This is a genomic window from Streptosporangium amethystogenes (assembly GCF_000721075.1).
Classification (GTDB): domain Bacteria; phylum Actinomycetota; class Actinomycetes; order Streptosporangiales; family Streptosporangiaceae; genus Streptosporangium; species Streptosporangium amethystogenes.
Genome location: NZ_JOEQ01000024.1, coordinates 1 through 18,817, shown reverse-complemented (window position 1 = coordinate 18,817; position 18,817 = coordinate 1). Strand labels below are relative to the sequence as shown.

General features: G+C 70.4%; 20 protein-coding genes and 1 tRNA gene. 10 read left to right on the top strand and 11 right to left on the bottom strand.

The annotated features are described in order from the left end of the window. Genes IG98_RS0128740 through IG98_RS0128730 form a run of 3 tightly spaced genes read left to right on the top strand, consistent with a single transcriptional unit; the run spans nucleotide 1 to nucleotide 2,402 of the window. Nucleotides 1-891, top strand: coding sequence for a MaoC/PaaZ C-terminal domain-containing protein (locus IG98_RS0128740; protein ID WP_063766309.1), 891 nt, complete (start codon nucleotides 1-3; stop codon nucleotides 889-891). Further along, nucleotides 858-1,418 carry an acyl-CoA dehydrogenase family protein gene (locus tag IG98_RS45445; RefSeq protein WP_425428111.1) on the top strand — a complete coding sequence of 187 codons (561 nt, stop codon included), beginning with the start codon at nucleotides 858-860 and terminating at the stop codon, nucleotides 1,416-1,418. Before IG98_RS0128740 ends, IG98_RS45445 begins: the two co-directional genes overlap by 34 nt. Before the next feature lie 42 nt (nucleotides 1,419-1,460). Beyond that, the gene (locus IG98_RS0128730; RefSeq protein ID WP_030918935.1) at nucleotides 1,461-2,402 is read left to right on the top strand and encodes an alpha/beta fold hydrolase; all 942 of its coding nucleotides are present in this window, start codon (nucleotides 1,461-1,463) and stop codon (nucleotides 2,400-2,402) included. On the opposite strand, the gene pruA is transcribed toward IG98_RS0128730, so the two are convergent. Together pruA and IG98_RS0128720 are read right to left on the bottom strand one after the other, a co-directional pair. Further along, entirely contained in the window at nucleotides 2,350-3,975 is a 1,626-nt protein-coding gene (gene pruA, locus IG98_RS0128725; protein ID WP_030918932.1) for an L-glutamate gamma-semialdehyde dehydrogenase, read from the bottom strand. The genes IG98_RS0128730 and pruA overlap by 53 nt on opposite strands. Further along, entirely contained in the window at nucleotides 3,975-4,901 is a 927-nt protein-coding gene (locus IG98_RS0128720; protein WP_030918928.1) for a proline dehydrogenase family protein, read from the bottom strand. The genes pruA and IG98_RS0128720 overlap by 1 nt, the downstream gene beginning before the upstream one ends. Before the next feature lie 94 nt (nucleotides 4,902-4,995). On the opposite strand from IG98_RS0128720, the gene IG98_RS0128715 reads away from it, so the two are divergent. Then, nucleotides 4,996-6,063, top strand: coding sequence for a PucR family transcriptional regulator (locus tag IG98_RS0128715; RefSeq protein WP_245651758.1), 1,068 nt, complete (start codon nucleotides 4,996-4,998; stop codon nucleotides 6,061-6,063). Here IG98_RS0128715 and IG98_RS0128710 read toward each other — a convergent pair. After that, on the bottom strand, nucleotides 6,060-6,791 hold the full coding sequence (locus tag IG98_RS0128710) for a glycoside hydrolase family 16 protein (protein ID WP_051753086.1): 732 nt from the start codon (nucleotides 6,789-6,791) through the stop codon (nucleotides 6,060-6,062). The genes IG98_RS0128715 and IG98_RS0128710 overlap by 4 nt on opposite strands. Before the next feature lie 111 nt (nucleotides 6,792-6,902). On the opposite strand from IG98_RS0128710, the gene IG98_RS0128705 reads away from it, so the two are divergent. Further along, nucleotides 6,903-7,856 (top strand): hypothetical protein, encoded by a 954-nt coding sequence (locus IG98_RS0128705; protein ID WP_051753084.1) that lies wholly within the window; start codon nucleotides 6,903-6,905, stop codon nucleotides 7,854-7,856. Between the two features lie 114 nt (nucleotides 7,857-7,970). Here the strand turns inward: IG98_RS0128705 and IG98_RS0128700 are convergent, their stop codons facing one another. Next, a complete protein-coding gene (locus IG98_RS0128700; RefSeq protein ID WP_063766308.1) occupies nucleotides 7,971-9,125 on the bottom strand; it encodes a glycosyltransferase in 1,155 nt (384 codons plus the stop codon). Nucleotides 9,126-9,515: 390 nt separating this feature from the next. Next, a complete protein-coding gene (locus IG98_RS0128695) occupies nucleotides 9,516-11,375 on the bottom strand; it encodes a SpoIIE family protein phosphatase (protein WP_030918914.1) in 1,860 nt (619 codons plus the stop codon). Between the two features lie 125 nt (nucleotides 11,376-11,500). Between IG98_RS0128695 and IG98_RS0128690 the strand changes: the two genes are divergently transcribed. Together IG98_RS0128690 and IG98_RS0128685 are read left to right on the top strand one after the other, a co-directional pair. Further along, entirely contained in the window at nucleotides 11,501-12,217 is a 717-nt protein-coding gene (locus tag IG98_RS0128690; RefSeq protein WP_030918910.1) for an ANTAR domain-containing response regulator, read from the top strand. A gap of 76 nt (nucleotides 12,218-12,293) precedes the next feature. After that, nucleotides 12,294-13,352, top strand: coding sequence for an enoyl-CoA hydratase/isomerase family protein (locus IG98_RS0128685; RefSeq protein WP_030918907.1), 1,059 nt, complete (start codon nucleotides 12,294-12,296; stop codon nucleotides 13,350-13,352). A gap of 61 nt (nucleotides 13,353-13,413) precedes the next feature. Here IG98_RS0128685 and IG98_RS0128680 read toward each other — a convergent pair whose 3' ends face one another. After that, nucleotides 13,414-13,785, bottom strand: a complete 372-nt coding sequence (locus IG98_RS0128680; RefSeq protein WP_030918904.1) for an STAS domain-containing protein — start codon at nucleotides 13,783-13,785, stop codon at nucleotides 13,414-13,416. A gap of 193 nt (nucleotides 13,786-13,978) precedes the next feature. Here IG98_RS0128680 and IG98_RS0128675 point away from each other — a divergent pair, with 193 nt between their 5' ends. Further along, complete coding sequence (locus IG98_RS0128675) at nucleotides 13,979-14,755, top strand: SigB/SigF/SigG family RNA polymerase sigma factor (RefSeq protein WP_030918900.1); 777 nt, start codon at nucleotides 13,979-13,981, stop codon at nucleotides 14,753-14,755. Nucleotides 14,756-14,952: 197 nt separating this feature from the next. After that, nucleotides 14,953-15,330 carry an ATP-binding protein gene (locus IG98_RS0128670; RefSeq protein ID WP_245651757.1) on the top strand — a complete coding sequence of 126 codons (378 nt, stop codon included), beginning with the start codon at nucleotides 14,953-14,955 and terminating at the stop codon, nucleotides 15,328-15,330. A gap of 191 nt (nucleotides 15,331-15,521) precedes the next feature. Here the strand turns inward: IG98_RS0128670 and IG98_RS0128665 are convergent, their stop codons facing one another. The 4 genes from IG98_RS0128665 to IG98_RS0128650 all read right to left on the bottom strand — a co-directional run bounded on the left by IG98_RS0128665 (nucleotide 15,522) and on the right by IG98_RS0128650 (nucleotide 18,009). Continuing rightward, a complete protein-coding gene (locus IG98_RS0128665; RefSeq protein WP_030918893.1) occupies nucleotides 15,522-15,716 on the bottom strand; it encodes a hypothetical protein in 195 nt (64 codons plus the stop codon). A gap of 2 nt (nucleotides 15,717-15,718) precedes the next feature. After that, the gene (locus IG98_RS47450) at nucleotides 15,719-16,435 is read right to left on the bottom strand and encodes a hypothetical protein (protein ID WP_051753082.1); all 717 of its coding nucleotides are present in this window, start codon (nucleotides 16,433-16,435) and stop codon (nucleotides 15,719-15,721) included. A 6-nt stretch (nucleotides 16,436-16,441) separates the two neighbouring features. Beyond that, entirely contained in the window at nucleotides 16,442-17,125 is a 684-nt protein-coding gene (locus IG98_RS0128655; RefSeq protein ID WP_030918888.1) for a hypothetical protein, read from the bottom strand. A 446-nt stretch (nucleotides 17,126-17,571) separates the two neighbouring features. Beyond that, a complete protein-coding gene (locus IG98_RS0128650; RefSeq protein WP_030918886.1) occupies nucleotides 17,572-18,009 on the bottom strand; it encodes a hypothetical protein in 438 nt (145 codons plus the stop codon). A 110-nt stretch (nucleotides 18,010-18,119) separates the two neighbouring features. On the opposite strand from IG98_RS0128650, the gene IG98_RS0128645 reads away from it, so the two are divergent. Then, nucleotides 18,120-18,196, top strand: a tRNA-Pro gene (locus tag IG98_RS0128645). Nucleotides 18,197-18,271: 75 nt separating this feature from the next. On the opposite strand, the gene IG98_RS0128640 is transcribed toward IG98_RS0128645, so the two are convergent. Continuing rightward, on the bottom strand, nucleotides 18,272-18,817 hold a 546-nt coding region (locus IG98_RS0128640; protein ID WP_211264141.1), incomplete at its 5' end, for a site-specific integrase.

The following is an 18,817-nucleotide window of genomic DNA, read 5'->3' as shown; positions in this document are numbered from 1 at the left end:
ATGGCCCTAGACCTCGACTCGGTCGGCCGGACCAGCGAGCCGGTGGACGTCTCATGGGGATCCGACGAGGCGCTGCTCTACGCCGTCTCGATCGGCGCCGGGCAGGATCCGGGCGCCGAGCTCTCGGTGACCACGGAGAACAGCGAGAAGCTGCGCCAGCGGGTGCTGCCGACCTTCGGTGCGCTGCTCAGCCAGCGGGTCTCCAGGCCGGACATCGGTTCGTACGACAGGAGCCGGCTACTCCACGCCGAGCAGCACCTGGAGCTGGCGGCCCCGCTGGCGGTCACCGGCCGGACGAGACTGACCGCCGAAGTGCTGGCGATCCATGACAAGGGCAGCGGGGCGATCGTGTGGACCGGCGTCCGCGCGGTCGACCCCACCTCCGGTGCGCCGATGTTCTCCACCCGGTCGGCCGCCTTCATCCGGGGCGCGGGAGGCTTCGGTGGCCCCCGGGGGTCCGCCGACGACTGGAAGCCGCCAACGCGCTCTCCGGACGAGATCGTGCGCTACCGGACCCGCCCGGAACAGGCGCTGCTGTACCGCCTGACCGGTGACCGCAATCCCCTGCACTCGGATCCCGCGTTCGCGGCCCGCGGCGGGTTCGACCGGCCGATCCTGCACGGGATGTGCACGTACGGCTTCACCGGCAGGGCCGTCGTGGCGGCCGCCTGCGGCGGCGATCCGGATCTGCTCACCGCCATCGGCGGCCGGTTCCGCGGCATCGTCGTGCCCGGGGAGGTACTGGAGGTCCGCCTGTGGCTGGACGGGGCCGACGTGCTGTTCCAGACCGTCCGGGCGGACGGGACCGTGGGGGCTTCGTGGTCCCCACCGACACGCCGGGGTTCAGCACCCGGGACGTGCACGGGAAGCTGTCCATGCGGGCCTCGGTGACCTCCGAACTGGTGCTGGAGGACGTGCGGTTGCCCGAGGACGCGGTGCTGCCCGGCGTCGTGGGGCTGAAGGGCCCGCTGTCCTGCCTGAACGAGGCGAGGTTCGAGATCCTGTTCGGCGCGGCCGGCGCGGCACGGGCGTGCTACGAGGCGGCCGTGGAGTACAGCGTCTCCCGCACGCAGTTCGGCAAGCCGGTGGCCGGTTTCCAGCTGGTGCAGCGGAAGCTGGCCGAGATGGCGGTCAGCGTCAACCGGTCGATCCTGCTGGCGATTCACCTGGGGCGGCTCAAGGACGCGGGGAGGCTGGTGCCGGCCCAGGTGAGCTTCGGCAAGCTGGACAACGTCCGGCAGGCCCTCGACGTCGCGCACGAGGCGCGCGGCTGTCTCGGCGCGAACGGGATCACGTTGGAGTACCCGGTGATCCGGCACATGACCAACCTGGAGTCGGTCTCCACCTACGAGGGCACGCACGAGATCCACACCCTGGTCCTCGGCGAGGCGATCACCGGGATGCCCGCCTACCGATGACCGGCACACCGGGCCGTGCCGACGAGACGAAGGGCAGCTGCCATGACAAGGATCTCGATCGACGACATGCCCACCGGAGATCTCCTGGCGGGCGCGTCGCTGGGGGAGCTGTTCGCCGCCTCGGTGGTTCGGACCCCTGAAGCGGCGGCGATCGTCTCCGACGGCCGCTCGGTGTCGTACCGGGAGCTTGACGAGTGGTCGGACCGGCTCGCGCGGTGGCTGAGCGAGCGGGGGGTGCGGCCGGAGTCGCGGGTGGCGCTGGTGCTGCCACGCTCGGTGGAACCGGTGCTGGCCGTGACCAAGGCCGGCGGCGTGTTCGTGCCGGTGGATCCGGCCTATCCGCTACGGCGGCAGGAGTTCATGCTGGCCGACGCCGCCCCGGCGGTGGTGCTGCGGGACACGCTTCCGGACGTGTCGGCACATCCGGCGGTGTCGTGCGCGGCCGGCGGGCCGCCGGGCGCCGCTCTTCTTGTGCATCCCGGGAGCGGTCTCAGCTGGCCGTACGCGTCGCTCCTGCCGCACATCGACCCCGGGGTCCCGGTGTACGCCCTGCAGGCCCGCGGCCTGCAGGGCGGGGAATCGTTGCCGGCCTCGGTCGAGGAGATGGCCGCCGAGTACGTAAGCCAGATCATCGAGGTGTGGCCGGAAGGGCCCTGTCGCCTGTTGGGCTGGTCGTTCGGGGGTGTCGTCGCGCACGCGATGGCGGCCCAGCTGGAACGGGCCGGCCGGCGGGTCGAATCGCTCACCCTGATCGACGCGTTCCCGGCGCACCCGCTGAGCGACGTCGTCGTCGAGAAGGTGGCCGAGCTCGGCGTGGATCCGCGGCGCGAGCGAGCGGGCGGGCCGATGCGCCGTGCGGGCCTGGCCGGAGTGACTCGCCGCCAGGGCGTACGGACAACCGTCCGGGATGGCGCGTCCAGCCCGCCGGATGTCAGCCCATGTGCGGGTAACGGTGGTCGGTCGGCGGGACGAACGTCTCCTTGATCGTCCGAGCGTTGACCCAGCGGGTCAGGTTGAGGATCGACCCGGCCTTGTCGTTGGTGCCCGAGGCGCGGGCCCCGCCGAAGGGCTGCTGGCCGACGACCGCGCCGGTCGGCTTGTCGTTGATGTAGAGGTTGCCCGCCGCGAAGCGCAGCCGCTCCGACGCCGAGGTGATCGCGTAGCGGTCCTGGGCGATGATCGAGCCGGTCAGCGCGTACGGGGAGACGCCCTCCATCTGGTCGAGCACCGCGTCGAAGTCCGCGTCGTCGTAGACGTGCACGCCGAGGATCGGGCCGAAGTACTCCCTGACGAAGATCTCGTCGGTGGGATCGGCCGACTCCAGGATGGTCGGCCGCACGAAGTAGCCGGTCGAGTCGTCGTACGAGCCGGTCAGCACGTTGATCGAGTCAAGCGAGCGGGCCCGGTCGATCGCGGCCCTGTGCTTGGCGAACGCCCGGTCGTCGATGACCGCGCCCATGAAGGTCGACAGGTCGGCGGCCACGTCGCCGACGGTCAGCGACTCGGCGGTGCCCACCAGTTCGTCGCGGATCACCGACCAGACCGAGCGCGGCACGTAGGCCCGGGAGGCGGCCGAGCACTTCTGCCCCTGGTACTCGAAGGCGCCGCGGACCAGCGCGGTGGTGAGCACACCGGGATCGGCGGAGGGGTGGGCCAGCACGAAGTCCTTGCCGCCGGTCTCGCCGACCAGACGCGGGTAGGACCGGTAGGAGGTGATGTTGGCGCCGACCGTGGACCACAGGTGCTGGAAGGTCGCTGTGGAGCCGGTGAAGTGGATGCCCGCCAGGTCGGGGTGGGTCGTCGCGACCTCGGAGACGGCGGCGCCGTTGCCGGTCACCATGTTGATGACGCCCGGCGGAAGCCCGGCCTCCTCCAGCAGGCGCATGGTGAAGTGCGCGGCGAACTGCTGGGTGGGGGAGGGCTTCCAGACGACCACGTTGCCCATCAGGGCCGGAGCCGACGGCAGGTTCCCGGCGATGGCCGTGAAGTTGAACGGGGTGATCGCCAGGACGAAGCCCTCCAGCGGCCGGTACTCCATCCGGTTCCACACGCCGGACGAGGAGATCGGCTGGTCGCTGAGGAGCCTGCGGGCGAAGTCCACGTTGAAGCGCAGGAAGTCGATCAGCTCGCAGGCCGCGTCGATCTCCGCCTGCTGCGCGGACTTGGACTGGCCCAGGACCGTCGCGCCGTTCAGTGTCTGCCGGTAGGGGCCGGCCAGCAGGTCGGCGGCCCGCAGGAAGATCGCGGCCCGCTCGTCGAACGGCATGGCGCGCCACGCGGGCGCCGCCTGCAGCGCGGCGTCGATCGCCGCGCGCACGTCGCCGGCGGTGGCGTCGGCCGTACGGCCGAGCACGGAGGCATGGTTGTGCGGCTGGACCACGTCGATCGGGGCGCCGCCGCCCATCCGCTGCTCGCCGCCGATCGTCATCGTCAGATCCAGCTGGGCCCCGGCCAGCTCCTTGACACGGTCCTCCAGCGCGGCGCGCTCGGCACTGCCCGGCGCGTAGCCGAGCACCGGCTCGTTGATCGGGGCGGGAACTGCGGAGATGGCATCCATCACTTGCCTCCAAGGGCACGAAGAAAGAAGGCGATGTTCGCCGGGCGTTCGGCCAGCCGGCGCATGAAGTAGCCGTACCAGTCGTCGCCGTAGGGGACGTAGACGCGCATGACATGGCCGGCGCCCGCCAGCGCCTGCTGCCGGTCCGTCCTGATGCCGTAGAGCATCTGGTACTCGTAGTCACCAAGGGAGCGGCCGAACCGGTCGGCGAGCGTCTCGGTGATGGAGATCAGCCGGTCGTCGTGCGTCGCCACCATCGGGTAGCCGGCACCCGACATGAGAATGCGCAGGCAGCGCACGTAGGCCCGGTCGACCTCGTTCTTGTGCTGGTGGGCCACCGAGGCGGGTTCGGCGTAGGCGCCCTTGACCAGGCGGACCCGGGAGCCCTGATATGCCAGGTCGCGGCAGTCGGCCTCGCTGCGGAACAGGTAGGACTGCACCGCGACGCCGACGGAGGGGAAGTCCTCGCGCAGGGCCCGCAGCGTCTCCAGCGTGGAGTCGACGGTGGTGTGGTCCTCCATGTCGAGGGTCACGTTCGCCCCGCAGGCGCGGGCGGCCTCGCAGACCTGCCGCGCGTTCTCCAAAGCGATCTTGTCACCGTCGGCACCCAGCGCCTGACCGACCGCCGAGAGCTTCACCGAAACCTCGGCGCGGTCGCCGAGCCCCAGCTCGCCCAGGGGGCTGAGCAGGGTGGCGTACGCCCTGGCCGTCTGGGCGGCGGCAGCGGCGTCCTTCGTCTCCTCACCCAGATGGTCGACGCTGACGGCCAGGCCCGCGGCGGCGAGGTGACGGATCGCCTCCACCGCGTCCTGGGGCGTCTCGCCCGCGACGAAGCGGTCGACGACCTTGCGTGTCAGTGGTACGCCGGAGACCGCGCGCCGTACCAGCGGTAACCGGGACGCGCCGAGAAGGAGAGAACCGAGCATGTCTTCACCCTAAAACCCTGCTCAGGCCGACCATCATGTGCATCTGCCACGACCGGCGGGAAGAGTGTTCATACACATGTACAACAATGGTGAGGTGTTACAGGAGACAGTCGACGAGATCGCCGCCAGGCTCGGTGCCTCCGCCACCCTGGAGGACCGCTCGTTCCAGCTCCTGGCCTATGCCGCGCAGAGCGGTGACATCGACATGGTGCGCCAGGAGTCCATTCTGCGGCGCCGCGCGACCGACCAGGTGCGGGCCTATTTCGAGGGGTACGGCATCGCCGGCGCCCACGGACCGGTACGCATCCCCGCCGACGCCGACCTGGGGGTGCTCGCCCGGGTGTGCGTGCCGCTGCGGCACCGTGAGGTGACCTACGGCTACCTGTGGCTGCTCGACGACGGCACACTCGGCGACGACGTTCTGGCCTCGGTCGGCGACCTGGTCTCCCGGGCCGCCGCGGCCCTCGCGCAGGAGGCCCGCAGCCGCCAGGACATGGGGGCGAGCCTGCGGAGGCTGTTCTCCTCCGACACCGAGGAGCGTTCCTGGGGGCTGTCCAGGCTGGACCTGCGCGGTCCGGTGGCGGCGATCGCCGCCCGCAGTTCGCCGGACCGGGTCGCCGCCCTCTGGACGCTCCCGCGCGGCGTGCTCGCCGATCCGGCGTTCCCCGCCGGGGACGAATCGCTGGTCGCGCTGCTGGTCCCGGCCGGCCAGGCGGGGGAGCTGGCGGGCCGGATCCAGGGCATGTACGGCACGGTGGTGGGTGTCGGCGCCCCCCGGGACGATCTCGCCCAGGCCTGGCGGAGCTGGCGGGAGGCCGTGCACGCGCTCGGCGTCGCCGGCCGGGTGCCCGCGCTGGGGCCCGTCGCCGCCTGGTCGGGGCTGGGGGTCTACCGGCTGCTCGCCCGCATGTCCCAGGCCGGGCTGCGGGAACTGGCGGAGGAGGTCGCCGGGCTGGCCCGGGACCCGGAACTGGTCAGGACCGTGGAGAGCTATCTCGACCGCGCGGGTCACGTCCAGCAGACCGCCGCCGCGCTCGGCGTGCACCGCCAGACGCTCTACTACCGGCTGGCCAAGGCCGAGAGGCTCACCGGCCGCGACCTCGCCGACGGCGAGAACCGCCTGCTGGTCCACCTCGCCCTCAAGGCGATCCGCCTGCTCTAGACGGCGGCCCGGTAGATCTTCACCCAGTCCACGTACATGCTGACCGTCGGCGGAGTGGAGCGGTTGCGGCACGGCGACCACTCGTTGCACGTCACGTCGTTCTGCAGCGCCAGGTGCATGGAGCGACCCGTCGGCACGTTCGGCCCCCGGTAGTCCCACACCTTCTCACCGTCCAGCCAGAACGTCAGCCGTCCGGGCAGCCAGTCGACCGCGACCGTGTGCCACCGGGTGAAGTCGGCCCTCATCTGCCGCTGGGCCTGGGGCCCGTCGCCACGGTGCACGAAGATCCCGCCCGCCCTGCGGGCCGGGTCGATGATCTCGGCGAAGTCGATCTCCGCGTACTCCCCGTCCCCCTGGTCGGACGGCCAGAGCAGGGCCACCGGGGTGTAGCCGGCGCCGCGCTCGGCCCGCAGCCGCACCTCCCAGCGCCCGTACCGCTGCGCCGAGCGGGTCGCGATGCCACCGGACAGGTCCCGGCCTGACACGATGCCGCCCTTGAGCCGCAGGATGCCGTCGGCCACGCTCGTGGCCCGCCCGGTGCGCGGGTTGGTCTCGGCGTTGGGGGAGTGGTAGACGACCCACCTGCGGCCGTCTACCCGGGTGCCGTCGAAGTTCTCCACCAGGACGGGGGCGCCCCAACCGCGCTCGGCGGACGCGCTCTGTACCGGCAGTGCGGAGAGCGCCAGCGCGGTGGCCAGGATGCCCAGGAACGTGCCACGAATTGACATGGGCCCATCAAAGCAACGATCGCACTCCAGTAACAGTGGTATTCCGTTTTCGCATCCGTCCCACGAATCCGGAGGGTGCTACTCCGAGCAAGTTGTGCCACGATTTCGGACATGAGTGACATTGACGCCATACGGCGGGCACTGGCCAGGCTGGTGGAGTCCGGTGAACTCCAGGCGGAGCAGGTGGAGCCGGTCACCCTCGCCGTGAACGAGGCACTGCGCGACCGGGACGCCGGGAATCGGGTCAGATGGAGCGAGATCCTCGCGTACGTCGGCGGGGGACTCGTCCTGGCCGGTGCCGCCGCATTCGTCGCCCTGGGCTGGGAGCGGATGACCCAGCCGACAAGGATCACGGTTCTCGCCGTGGTCACCGTCCTGCTGCTGGCGGTGGCCGTGGGGCTCGGCAGGGCCGCGCGGTCCGCGACCGGCAGGACGGCCGCCGTACAGGGCAGGGTCGCCGCCACGCTCGCCGCGCTGGGCTCGGGTACCGCCGCCCTCTGCGCCGGGGTCGCCGCCGACCACTACGAGGGGCTCATCGGCGGCGCGGCCGGACTGGCGATCGCGGCGGGGGCCTACGCGCTGCTGCCCACCGCGATCGGCCTGCTGGCCTGTGGCGGGTTCGCCCTGGTCACGGTGACCGGCCTGCTGGATCTCTCCGTCGGAGGGGAGGGCGCCGGTTGGGGCCTCGCCTATGTCGCGCTGGGGGTGCTCATCCTGGCGCTCGCCCTCGCCGGTCAGCTCGTCCCGCACGATCTGGGGCTGGGCATGGGCGCGGCCATCGCGCTCTTCGGCGGCCAGTGGCCCGTCCTGTGGGACGGGGAGGCCTGGGGGTACTGGCTGACCGCGGTGATCGCGCTGGCCTGCCTGTCGCTGTACGGGCGCCGGCGCACCTGGGTGCTGATCGTCAGCGGCGTGGCCGGGCTGACACTCGCCGTTCCCGAGGCCGTCTGGGACTGGACGGACGGGGCCGTGGACGGCGCGGTGATCCTGGTCCTGGCCGGGGCCGTCCTGCTGGCTGCGAGCGGCCTCGGGGTCGTGCTGCACCGCCGCGCGTTCCAGCCGTAGGGCCGCCTTCCGGCACGGACCCGTCATATGTGAAGGACCGGGACTCCCGCGGGAGTCCCGGTCCTTCACATATGACGGGTGGCCGGTGGCGCCCGGCCGTCGCGGCGGGCGCGGTCAGCGGGGGGAACCGGAGAGGGCGACCTCGTAGACATGGACGAGTTCCTGGCTGATCCGCTCCCACGAGTAGCGGGACCGGGCGCGGTCGGCGCCGGCGAAGCCGAGCGCGGTGCGGCGGGTCGGGTCGGCGAGGAGCTCGCGGGTCAGACGGGAGGTCTGCGCGGGACGGTCGGCGGGCACCAGCAGGCCGGTCACCCCGTCCACCACGGAGTCGAGGTGGGCGCCCACCGCGGAGGCGATGACGGGCACGCCGCAGGCCATGGCCTCCAGCACGACGACGCCGGCCGGAGCCTCCTGGGGCAGGGAGACGACCACGTCGGCGCTGCGCATCAGCTTGGCGACCGCGGAGTGCGGGATGTGCCCGAGAACGGTGATCCGGTCGTCGACGCCGATCTCCTTGGCCAGCAGCATCATGCGGCGCGCGTCGGCGTCGTGCTCCAGGTCCGCGGTCGCCGGGCCACCGGCGATGATCAGCTCGGCGTCGGGGATGCCCTCCAGGGCGCGGATCGCGGTGTGCACGCCCTTTTCCGCGGTGAGCGGCCCGACGTGCAGCAGGCGGGGGCGGGTACCGCGGGCGGAGGCCGGACCCTGACGGCGGAACCGCTCGACGTCGACACCGCGCGGGATGACCGAGATGCTGCGGCGCGGCACGCCCAGCCGGATCAGCGAGCTCTCCTCGTCGCCGCACCCGGCGATCACCGCACTGGCTCGGCGCCCGATGGCCCGCTGCAGCCGCACCCGCTTGGCGTCGCGGGGGTGCTCGCTGCTGAACGTCTGGGTGAACGGCACGTTCAGACCGTTCGCACCGGCGATGGCGGCCAGCCCGCCGGTCCAGGAGTGCGCGTGGATGACGTCGGGGCGGTCCTGCCCCCAACGGTGCATCAGCTGGTCGCCGAGGTCGGAAATGTAGGGCAGCACGCCGTCTTCCGGAAGGTCCCGCGCGGGCCCGGCGGTCAGATGCTCAAGCGTGACACCCTGCGACACGCGTACTTTGGGCTTGTCGAGATCGGAGTTTCTCCGAGTGTAGATGGTGACCTTGTGGTCCCGGCCGAGTTCGCGGGCGACGGCCATCAGGTGAGCGCGCTGGGAGGCGAGATCGGACTCGTCCTGGGTGGAGGAGAGAGTCTCGGAGGAGACGAATGCAATGTTCACGGCACACCTCTGGGAGGAGATAGGCATGGAAAGCCTGTTATTCCTTCAGGGGTGCCTGCGTCTTAGGCACACGTCTGCATTGCCCTAACCATACCCCGATCTCAGCCGGAGCCAAACCCGCGGGTTTCTACACCTCCTGCTCCGCCGTGACTCCCCGGCCCTGGCGCCCGCGACGGCGACCACCGCCTGACCGGCGGTCCCGGTGTCGTACGGCCAGGTCATCCGGGCGCGGAGAGCGCCGGCCGGAGCCGTGGAGCGCGGTCTGGTGGACGGAGGTCATGAAAGCCCGTCGGGCTTTCGTTCTTCGTCCCACCTGGCCGGGTACGGGCGCCGCCGGGGGCGGTCCCTCGTCGCCCGGTGAGACCGGCAGGCCGCACCGAGCCGACCACGTCATACGACACGCAGGGCGAGTATCACGATCTCATCCCAAACTCTCCCACCGGAGAACGCGTGCCGGTCCTCCTCCACCGTCTTGACGATCTCGGCGGGAGAGCGCGTCACGCAGCGTGCCAGTACGTCGGCCAGCCTGGTCTCGCCATAGGACTCACCGAGCTCGTTCTGCGAGGCGACCAGGCCGTCGGAGTAGAAGACCAGGGTCTGGCCGGAGGCCGGCGTGAGTTCCTCGGTGAACATCTCGGCCTCGGCGGCGATGCCCAGCGGCACGCCGCCGCCGGCGGTGAACCGCACCCCGCCGTCGGGCTGCAGCAGCGCGGCGGGGTGGTGTCCCGCGCTGGCCAGCCTGATCTTGCGCGCCCGGATGAAGCCGGTCACGGCCATCACGAACATGCCGTTGTGCTGGGCGATCAGGGCCTGGTTCAGCTTGCGCATCACCTCGCCGGGGTCGGATTCCCAGACGCTGAGCACGCGCAGTCCGTTGCGGACCATGGCGCTGACCGACGCGGCCTCCTCGCCTTTGCCGACGGCGCCCCCGAGGGCGAAACCCCATCCGTCATGGGTGGGGAAGACGTCGTAGAACTCGGCGCCGACCGGGCTGGAGCCCGCATTGTAGATGGCGGCGGCCTCGAATCCGGGGATGTCCGGCAGGCTCCGGGGCACCACGCTGGTACGCAGCGCGTCGGCGGCCCGCGAGCGGGTCTGGAAGCTGCGCCGGGCGCGCAGAGCGAGCCCCAGATGGACGCCGATCTCCTCCATCACCCCCAGATCGGCCAGGGAGAACGGCTCCCGGTCGCGCAGGCGCACCAGGGTCAGGGAGCCCAGTACGCCGTCCTCGCCGCCGATCGGCACGATCAGCACCGAGGCGGCACCCATCACCCGCAGCAGGGGCGGCCCGCCGGGGACGTCGCCGAGCAGCCCCTCGTCCTCCAGCATCTCGTGCACCACGCCCGAGCCGCCGGTCAGCACGTGCGCGATGGCCGGTGCGGTCAGCGGGTTCATCTGTTCGGCGAGGCGGACCAGCTGGGTCACCGGCTTGTCGCTCGGGCCGAGCACGCAGGCACGGGCGGGGACGCCGTCGCGGATCACGTCGGCGATCACCCAGTCGGCCGACTCCGAGGCCAGCAGCCGCGCGGCCCTGGTGACGGTCACCGGCTGGCGCAGGCTCTCCTCGTCGAGCAACAGGCGGGTCATCCTGGCCTGCAGTTCCTGCCGGCGTGCCGCGGCCATGACCAGGGTGGCGTCCGACCGGTCGGCGGGACCGGGGGGCGGACCCGCCACCTGCGCCTCCAGCGGCAGGATCATGACCGCGACCATCTCCTGCGGCTCGCCCGGCATCGTCAGCCGGGTGACGGCCAGCTGCACCGTGTGCGCGCGGCCCTGGTGGGCCAACCGTGTCTGGAACGTCGCGGTCTGACCGCCCTGCTGGACCGCCGTCAGGTGCGAGCGGAACGCCGCCCGACGGGAGACGTCGACGAACAGTGGGAACGAGCGGCCGATCAGATATCCCGCAGGGCTGCCGAGCATCCGGGAGGTCTCGGCGCTGATCCGCCGGACCACACCCGAGGCGTCCAGCACCACCACCGGGACGGGGAAGGTGCGGAACACCTGCCGCAGCAGCTTGAGTTCCCGCTGTGATCCGCTCTCCCGCTGGCCTGATCGCCTGGGCGCCTTGCGCAGCTCGCGCATGGAGGTTTCCAGCAGCTCGCGGGCGGTGTCGAGCTCCGCCAGCGCCGCGTCAAGTGTGGACCGGGGGTCGGCGGGGTATGCGGACTTCGCCTCGCGTAGGGAGGAGACCCTGGTGCTCAGCGCGCTCAGCGCCTGTTCCAGGCTCTGAAGGCCAATGGCGTCGGTCAATGCTCGTCCTCGTCAGGGGCCGGAGTGGGCTGGTCCCGTCGTAGACGGTACGCCACCCCGGTAGGTCGGATCGATCCGTGGTCGGATAGTGGTTAAGTTAGTGACACAGGGAGGGGAGTCGCGAGATGGACATGGTCACTCCCGTTCTGGCCCGGGACCTGGCGGCCCTCGGCAGGGTCAGCGAGGAAACGTCGAGCGAGAGCGTGCTACGTGGGCTCACAGCCACCCTCGCAGGCGGTGTGCCCGGTTGCGCGGGCGGGTCCGCCGAACTCTGGCGCCAGGAACGCATGGTCGTCTCAGCCTCTCACAGCGAGCTCATCGTGCTCCTCGACGGCGAGGAGGAATTAGGTGAGGGTCCTTCGACCGAGGCCCGCGCCACCGGACAGCACGTGGTCGTCCAGGACATCCTGCGCGAGTCCCGCTGGCCGGCGTACGTCGGTATGGCGGTCCGCTGCGGCGTCCGCTCGGTTCTGGTGATGCCGATCACCATCGAGCACGCCGTCCTGGTTCTCGGCCTGTACGGTGTGCGCCCCGGTGTCTTCGCCGCCAGGAACATCCCACCGCTGGCCGACATGCTCGCCGAGCAGGCAGGGGTGGCGCTCGCCAACCTGTGGGACTACGACGAGGTCCGTACCGACGCCGCCCAGATGCAGGAGGCCCTGGCGGGCCGGGCGATCATCGACCAGGCCAAGGGCATCATCATGAAGTCCAGCGGCTGCTCGGCCGAGGCCGCCTTCGACGAGCTGCGCCGCATCTCCCAGCACCACCAGGTGAAGGTCGCGGACCTGGCCAGGCTGCTGGTCGACGAGCACCAGCGCAATCAGGGCGAGAAAACCGGCTGAGGCGGTGGGCTGTAGGGGCTGCCCACGGGACAGGGAAAAGGGAAGCCGGTGATCCGTCGACGGAGTGGGGGAGTGGGTGGCTGACCTGCTGCGTGTCTCTGTCGCCGAACTGGCGGACGGTGCCGCCGACGGCCCCCTGCTCGACATGTCCAAAGGGGTGTGCGAGCCGATCGTGGGGGTGGAACTGGACGGCGGCGCCGACGCGGCGACGCTGGACCGGGCGGTGACGCGGGCACGTGCCTGCGACCGGCTGCTGATCGGGATCGCCGGGAAGCCGTTGCCCGCACAGGCGGTGGATCTGACGCACGCGCTGGATCTGACCCTTGCCGGGCCGACCGGGCCGGCCGGACGTGAGTGCGTCGCCGTTCCCGACCTCGAGGAGCGGCTCACGGCCGTGCACAGCGCGGCGCGGCGCAATCCGCAGGCCTCCGTCGTCTTCGGCGCCCTCCTCAGGATTACGGAGGCGCTGGAGGTCATCGCAGCGCTGGACGTCGAATCCCTCGCCTACTCGACCCTGCTCGGCGGCCCCGAGTTCCGCCACTGGCTTGATGGCCGCCGTCGCCGGGCGGTGCCGGCGACGGTGGCACCGCCGGTGCTGATCGACCGGGTCGACGACCGCCTGCTGATCACGTTGAACAGGCCGGAGCGGCGCAACGCCTACGGACGGGAGGTCCGTGACGCCCTGGTCGAGGCCATGCGCCTCGCGGTGCTCGACGACACCGTCACCCGGGTGGTGATCGACGGTGCCGGGCCGTCCTTCTGCTCCGGGGGCGATCTCGACGAGTTCGGCACCACTCCTGATCTCACCACCGCGCATCTGGTGCGCACCCGCGGCGGCGCGGGAAGGCTCGTTCACGAGCTCGCGGACCGGGTCGAGGTGCGCCTGCACGGTAGCTGCGTCGGCGCCGGGATCGAGCTGCCCGCCTTCGCCGGAACCGTGATCGCCGACCCCGGGGCCACCTTCCGCCTGCCGGAGATCGGCATGGGGCTGATTCCCGGCGCGGGCGGCACGGTCAGCATTCCCCGGCGTGTCGGCCGCTGGCGCACCCTCTACCTGGCCATGACCGGCGAGCCCATCGATGCTGCGACCGCCCTGTCGTGGGGGCTGGTCGACGAGGTGACGCCGTCAGGGTGACCAGACGGGGCGCCCGGCCCGCCGGAGGCCCCGTGAGGCGGAAGGATCCACAGAGAACGCCTTAGCCGAAGGCGGCGATCGCGTCGTCGATCGTGTCGTAGAGGGGCAGCCGCTGGGCCAGGCCGGTGATCCACATCACTTTGGTCTTGGCGTACTCCACTCCGATGAGCGCGAACTTGGCCCCGGCGGTGGTGCTGAGCTGCCAGTGGTGGACGATCAGTCCCAACGCCCGCGAGTCCATGAAGGTCACGCCGCCCAGATCCAGTGCCATGTCCAGGCCGTGCTCGCCCGTCTGCGCCGCCAGGTAGTCGGCGAACTGGTCCCTTGTCGTCGCGTCCAGCAGGCCCGTCACCCGGATCACGTTGATCCCACTGACGAGCGCCGACGTGAGAGTCAGGGCTGCAGATCTCTCGCCGTTCTCCGACACCGTCACTCAGAGCCTCCTCGCACCATTCGATTAGCAACCTTACTGTTACCTGCGGGCGAGTAATACTCCAGGATTCAGGGGAATAGTGGAACCAGAGGTCCAGCAGAGGGCCTCGCCTCGAAAATCAGTCGAGGCGATGCCGTCTGCCCGGACGTTGCTCCGTGGTCGGCTCGCCCGACAGTAATACCAGGGAGCAGCAATGTCTGTTCAGGCACTCGACATCACCGACATGACCGCTGAGGATCTCCTCGCCGAGATGTCCCTGCCCGAGGTCTCCGACCACCGAGCCGAGCGCCTGCGCGAGCGCATCGTCGAGATGCACCGCCACCTCGCCATGGAGATCGCCCGCCGCTACCGTTACCGTGGCGAGCCGATGGAGGATCTCCTGCAGGCCGCGTACGTGGGGCTGATGAAGGCCATCAACGGCTTCGACCCGACCCTCGGGCACCCCTTCCGCGGCTACGCCGTGGTCACCATGACCGGTGAGGTCAAGCGCCACTTCCGCGACCGCACCTGGGCCATTCGCGTCCCCCGCGTCTACCAGGAGCGCAGGGCCGAGCTGAACCGCCTGGTAGCCGACCTCAGCCAGGAGTTCGGCCGTGCCCCCACGGTCGCCGAGCTGGCTGTGAAGATGCACATCTCCGAAGAGGACGTCCTGCTCACCCTCGATGCCTCCGCCGCCTACAGCGCGCTTTCGCTGGACGCTCCCCTCGGCGCCGACGACGACGCGGCGGCGCTCGGTGACGTCATCCCCGAGGAGGACGACGCGCTGGGCACCCTCGTGGACCGCGAGGCGGTCAAGCCGTTGATCGACAAGCTGCCGGCGCGGGAGAAGAACATCCTGCTGCTGCGCTTCTTCGGAAACATGACCCAGGCCGAGATCGCCGCGGAATTCGGGATCTCCCAGATGCATGTCTCCCGTATCCTGCGAAAGGTGCTCGACCAGCTCCGTGCGGAACTTGTCGCCGAATGCTGAATACACAGTCTGTTACCGGGCACCCCAGTCGGCGACAACAGACGTGGCGTAAGGTGCGTTTGAACGAATCCCGGATGCTGAGGACGACAGCGGACCGGGACAGGGGAGGCGGATCTCGGGTGAACGAGGACGGTGTTCGTCCGGCTCGCTTCACGGCGAGTGGCGCCCGTTCCCGGGTTTCTCCCGCGGGGACCACCGTGGCCGAACTTGCCTTCTGCCTTCCCGACCTTCCCGACGTGCGCGACTTCGCCGCCGCCCAGGCCGTGCGGAGCGGCATGTCACAGGACGGACTCGCCGACTTCCTGGTGGCGCTGAACGAGGTGGCCACCAACGCGGTCACCCACGGCCACACCAGTGCCAAGGCCATGCTGCGGATGTGGACCGTCGGCCGGACCCTCGTCGTGGAGATCCACGACGAGGGTCAGTGGGACCCCGGACCGTCCCCTGGGGAGACGCCCCCCGGGCCGCACGCGACCAGCGGCATGGGCCTGTGGGTGGCCCGGATGGTCAGCTCCGACATCAAGTTCGAGACCGGGGCCGCGGGCACGTTCATCACCATGTCGTTCAACGTCTAGCCGTTCCTCCCGGCCGTTCCGGACCGGGAGGAACGGCTTTTCCGTCTGCGCCCGGACGCCGTCCGGGCGCTTTCTGATGCTTGATGTACTTCCTGATGGCTGACGCCCCGAACCGTTCTTCAAGGTTCGAACGGGAAGGGGCCCGTCCATATGGACGGGCCCCTTCCCGTCCGGCGGTCGTACCCCGGAGGTCAGCGCCTGCGGCGCCAGCCTCCGCCCCCGGTGGTGGTCCGAGGGCCGGCCGAGCCGATCCCGGCCTGGTGCAGAGCGAGGAGCAGGAGTCCGAGGAGCAGGAAGGTCGTCCCGCTGATCCCGCCGATCCTGGTGTTGACCAGGTCGAGCAGGAGTCCGAGACCGAACACGACGGCGGCGGCGATGGCGAGCATGGTCACCTCGTCCCAGCGGAGATGTTCAGGAGCTGTTCCAGGGTCGTGCGGTAGTCGCGCAGGGCGGTCCGCAGATCCTCGGTGTCGTTCCTCTCGGTGTTCTTCCAGCGTCCCTGGAGCTCGGTGGCCCGGGCCTCCAGAGCGTTCCTGAAGGAGCTCGTGACCTCGTCGAGCAGGGAGTCGGCCCGCTGAACCGCGTCACGCGGGTCGTCCACGAACCCGGCCTGGACCTCCTGCCAGCGCCGCAGCACATCGTCGGAGTCATGGCCGAAGAGGGTCTCGGCCGTGGCGGGCGCCCGGTCGGTCCGCTCGGCGTCGACGAGGGCCGCGTCCTCGTCGAGCACGTCGCCCTGCTGGCCCGCGGCGCTTCCGGGGAGACCGGGGGTGACCGGGGAGCCGGTGGCGGGCACGGTGTCGTGTGCGCCGGTGCCGGTCACCGGTGTGCCCGGGGTGGCGGCCGGGTCACGGGGAGGCTCGCCGTCGTCGAGGTCGGCCGGCACGCCGCGCCGGTCGCCGACCGGTTCGCCGGTGATGACGTCGTCCTGGTCGTCGGTCAGGGGATCGCGCATGTCGGCGTCCGGGGTGATGCGCGAGGCGTCACCGTGGTGTGGCTCCTGAAACTCGGGTGCCACGCCCTCGGTGTGCCGCGGTGCGTTCAGGTCGTCCTTGTCGGTCTTGTGGACCAGCCGGTCGTTGTCCGGGTTGAATCGACTGTTCACGTCGGGTCACCGTCCTTGGGGATCGCGTCGGTAGGCTCGCTCGTTGCCGTCCGTGGTCTCGGGGGCGGCGGCATTCGTCTGCCTGGGGTCATGGTGATGGGGGTCGCGGTCGGCGAGATCGGCGTGCTGGGGACTCCGCTCACCGTTGACCTCACTGCCGGGAGCCGCGAGCAGTTCCTCGAACAGGGCGCGGTAGTGCACCATGGCCTGCCGGAGTTCCTCGGTGGAGGCCTCCTTGTGGGCGGCCCTGCTACTGATCTCGTGGGCCTGCCGATAGTGGTCGAGAGTGCGGCCGTGCGCGACGGACAGGTCGGAGAGCCGCTGCTCGAAGTCCTCGGTCGGGTAGCCCCGCTCGGCCATCACGGAGGTCACCAGATGGTCGGCCTCGGTCACCGCGAAACCGGGAGCGTCCACGAAACGTTCCTGGACCTCCATCCACTTCCGTGCGTAGATCTCGCGTGTCTGAGCGTCCAGGGCGCGGATGTCGAGGGAGCTGAAGCGCTGCTCGCGGGCTCTGAGCTCCTGCTCGGCGTCGCGCCTGCTGTCACGCTCCTGCAGGGTACGTTCGTATTCGGGGCCGAAGCGGTCACGAAGTCGATGCCGGCGTTGCTGCTGCAGCACGAGATAGCCGACTGCGACGATCGCCACCACCGCGACCACGACGACGGCCACCCAGATCACGGTGGACATGTCTGCCTCCGGTTGTGTAGGCGCTTGTCCCCGTGCGCTGCCCTGGGGTCAGGCCTCGAAACCGACTGCCGACATTTATTGCCTCCCCGCCACTTCTTCTAATTTTGATGTTTTAGCAGGTCCTGTCGGGTATTGGATATTCTTTTACCGCGTTTTCGAATGCGGTTTCCGGCTTCGGCGGCCGCGTATGAATTCCCATGGCAGGAATCCCGGGACCTCCGATTCACCGGCCTGTGGGGGCCGGATCCGCACCCCTCGGTGTGGGACCGGTGCGGCCCTCAGGCCAAGCCTGTGCTCCCGGGGCATGAATCGGTACCCGGCCCATGGGCCTGCCTCCCGGAGTACGAACGGGTGCTCGATGCCAGGTCGATCCTGTGCTCCCGGAGCGCGGGCCGGTGCCCGGCTTGCAGGCCGGGGATGAGGGCCCAGGCATGCCCTGACTCCCGTCAGGCCTGCTCCTCGGAGAGATCGAGAGCTCTGCGGGCCTCGGCCAGCACCCTGGCGGCCAGCCAGTCATCGGTGGAGGCGGGAACCTCGGTGAATCCCCGGCCGGACTCGTACGAGATGTCCAGCCCGGCGGCGACCAGTCGCCCGGCCCAGCGCAGCGCGGTGTTGAGCTTCTCGGCGGGGATCGCCCGCCCCTGCGCCACGGACGACAGGTTCCGCAGGTTCGTCGCGGGGCCCGACTGACTGTGCGCGCGGTCCAGCTTCCAGGGGATGGCCCGCGAGTGATCGAGCATCGGCTTCGAGAGCCCGGCGGCCCGTTTCGCCTGCAAGATCCCGGACTCGCTCACCCCGAACCGCGCCGCCAGTTCCGCGTTCGACAGCCCCCGCCCGGCCAGCCGCCGCAGCTCCTCCTGATCGATCAACGCCTTGCGCCCCACGCACCCTCACCCTTCGCGCGATCGCCTGTCCTGACGGACGTCGCCGTGTGCGAAGCCCACCCGATCTGCGCTAAGGTTATGACGTGCACCCGAGAGGTGCGCAGCACAACCGGGACGTAGCGCAGCTTGGTAGCGCACTTGACTGGGGGTCAAGGGGTCGCAGGTTCAAATCCTGTCGTCCCGACCAGGTTTCAGCTGGTCGGCAAGGGTGTCACCCGAAAGGGAGACACCCTTTCTGCATTCTGAGTGACTATCGCTTTCTTCACGTGAAGATCCGGTCCATCGTCTCCGCGTCGCCGGGCAGGACCGGGCGGATCTGCTTTCGGTAGACCGCCTGCGTGACCGCCGTCCCGCTGTGGCCGACGAGCCGCGCGATGTCCTCCAGGGGTACGCCGGAGTCGGACAGCAGCGAGACGAAGCCGTGCCGCATCTCCCGAGGCGTCCAGTCCTTCGCGGGCAGCCCGGCGTCTTTCGCGATCTTCCGGAACGCCCGTCGTACGTTGTGGGAGTCCAGGGGAGTGCCGACCAGGGAGGCGAAGACGAGATCGTTCTCCGTCCACCTCGCGCCCGCCGTCTCCCGCTCCTTGGCCTGCTGCGTCCGGTGCTCCCGGAGGGCTTCGACGCAGCGACGAGGCAGCGCGAGAGATCTCCGTGACTTCCGGGTCTTGGTGTCGCCGCCTTCCCGTACGGAGCGCCACACGGCGATCCAGGGGTGCCACCGGTCGGGTCGCCCCGGGCGTCTCAGCCCGGGGCTCCCACAGAACCGTGCGTAACAATCTCTCGTTACACGGCTCTTGTCGTTCCTGGT

Excerpts from the sequence above, each read along its gene's own strand:
- pruA (WP_030918932.1), bottom strand. The coding sequence starts at position 3,975 with ATGGATGCCATCTCCGCAGTTCCCGCCCCGATCAACGAGCCGGTGCTC.
- IG98_RS0128740 (WP_063766309.1), top strand. The coding sequence starts at position 1 with ATGGCCCTAGACCTCGACTCGGTCGGCCGGACCAGCGAGCCGGTGGAC.
- IG98_RS0128675 (WP_030918900.1), top strand. The coding sequence starts at position 13,979 with ATGTCTGTTCAGGCACTCGACATCACCGACATGACCGCTGAGGATCTC.
- IG98_RS0128655 (WP_030918888.1), bottom strand. The coding sequence starts at position 17,125 with ATGTCCACCGTGATCTGGGTGGCCGTCGTCGTGGTCGCGGTGGTGGCG.
- IG98_RS0128665 (WP_030918893.1), bottom strand. The coding sequence starts at position 15,716 with ATGCTCGCCATCGCCGCCGCCGTCGTGTTCGGTCTCGGACTCCTGCTC.
- IG98_RS0128710 (WP_051753086.1), bottom strand. The coding sequence starts at position 6,791 with ATGTCAATTCGTGGCACGTTCCTGGGCATCCTGGCCACCGCGCTGGCG.
- IG98_RS0128705 (WP_051753084.1), top strand. The coding sequence starts at position 6,903 with ATGAGTGACATTGACGCCATACGGCGGGCACTGGCCAGGCTGGTGGAG.
- IG98_RS0128690 (WP_030918910.1), top strand. The coding sequence starts at position 11,501 with ATGGACATGGTCACTCCCGTTCTGGCCCGGGACCTGGCGGCCCTCGGC.
- IG98_RS0128730 (WP_030918935.1), top strand. The coding sequence starts at position 1,461 with ATGACAAGGATCTCGATCGACGACATGCCCACCGGAGATCTCCTGGCG.
- IG98_RS0128720 (WP_030918928.1), bottom strand. The coding sequence starts at position 4,901 with ATGCTCGGTTCTCTCCTTCTCGGCGCGTCCCGGTTACCGCTGGTACGG.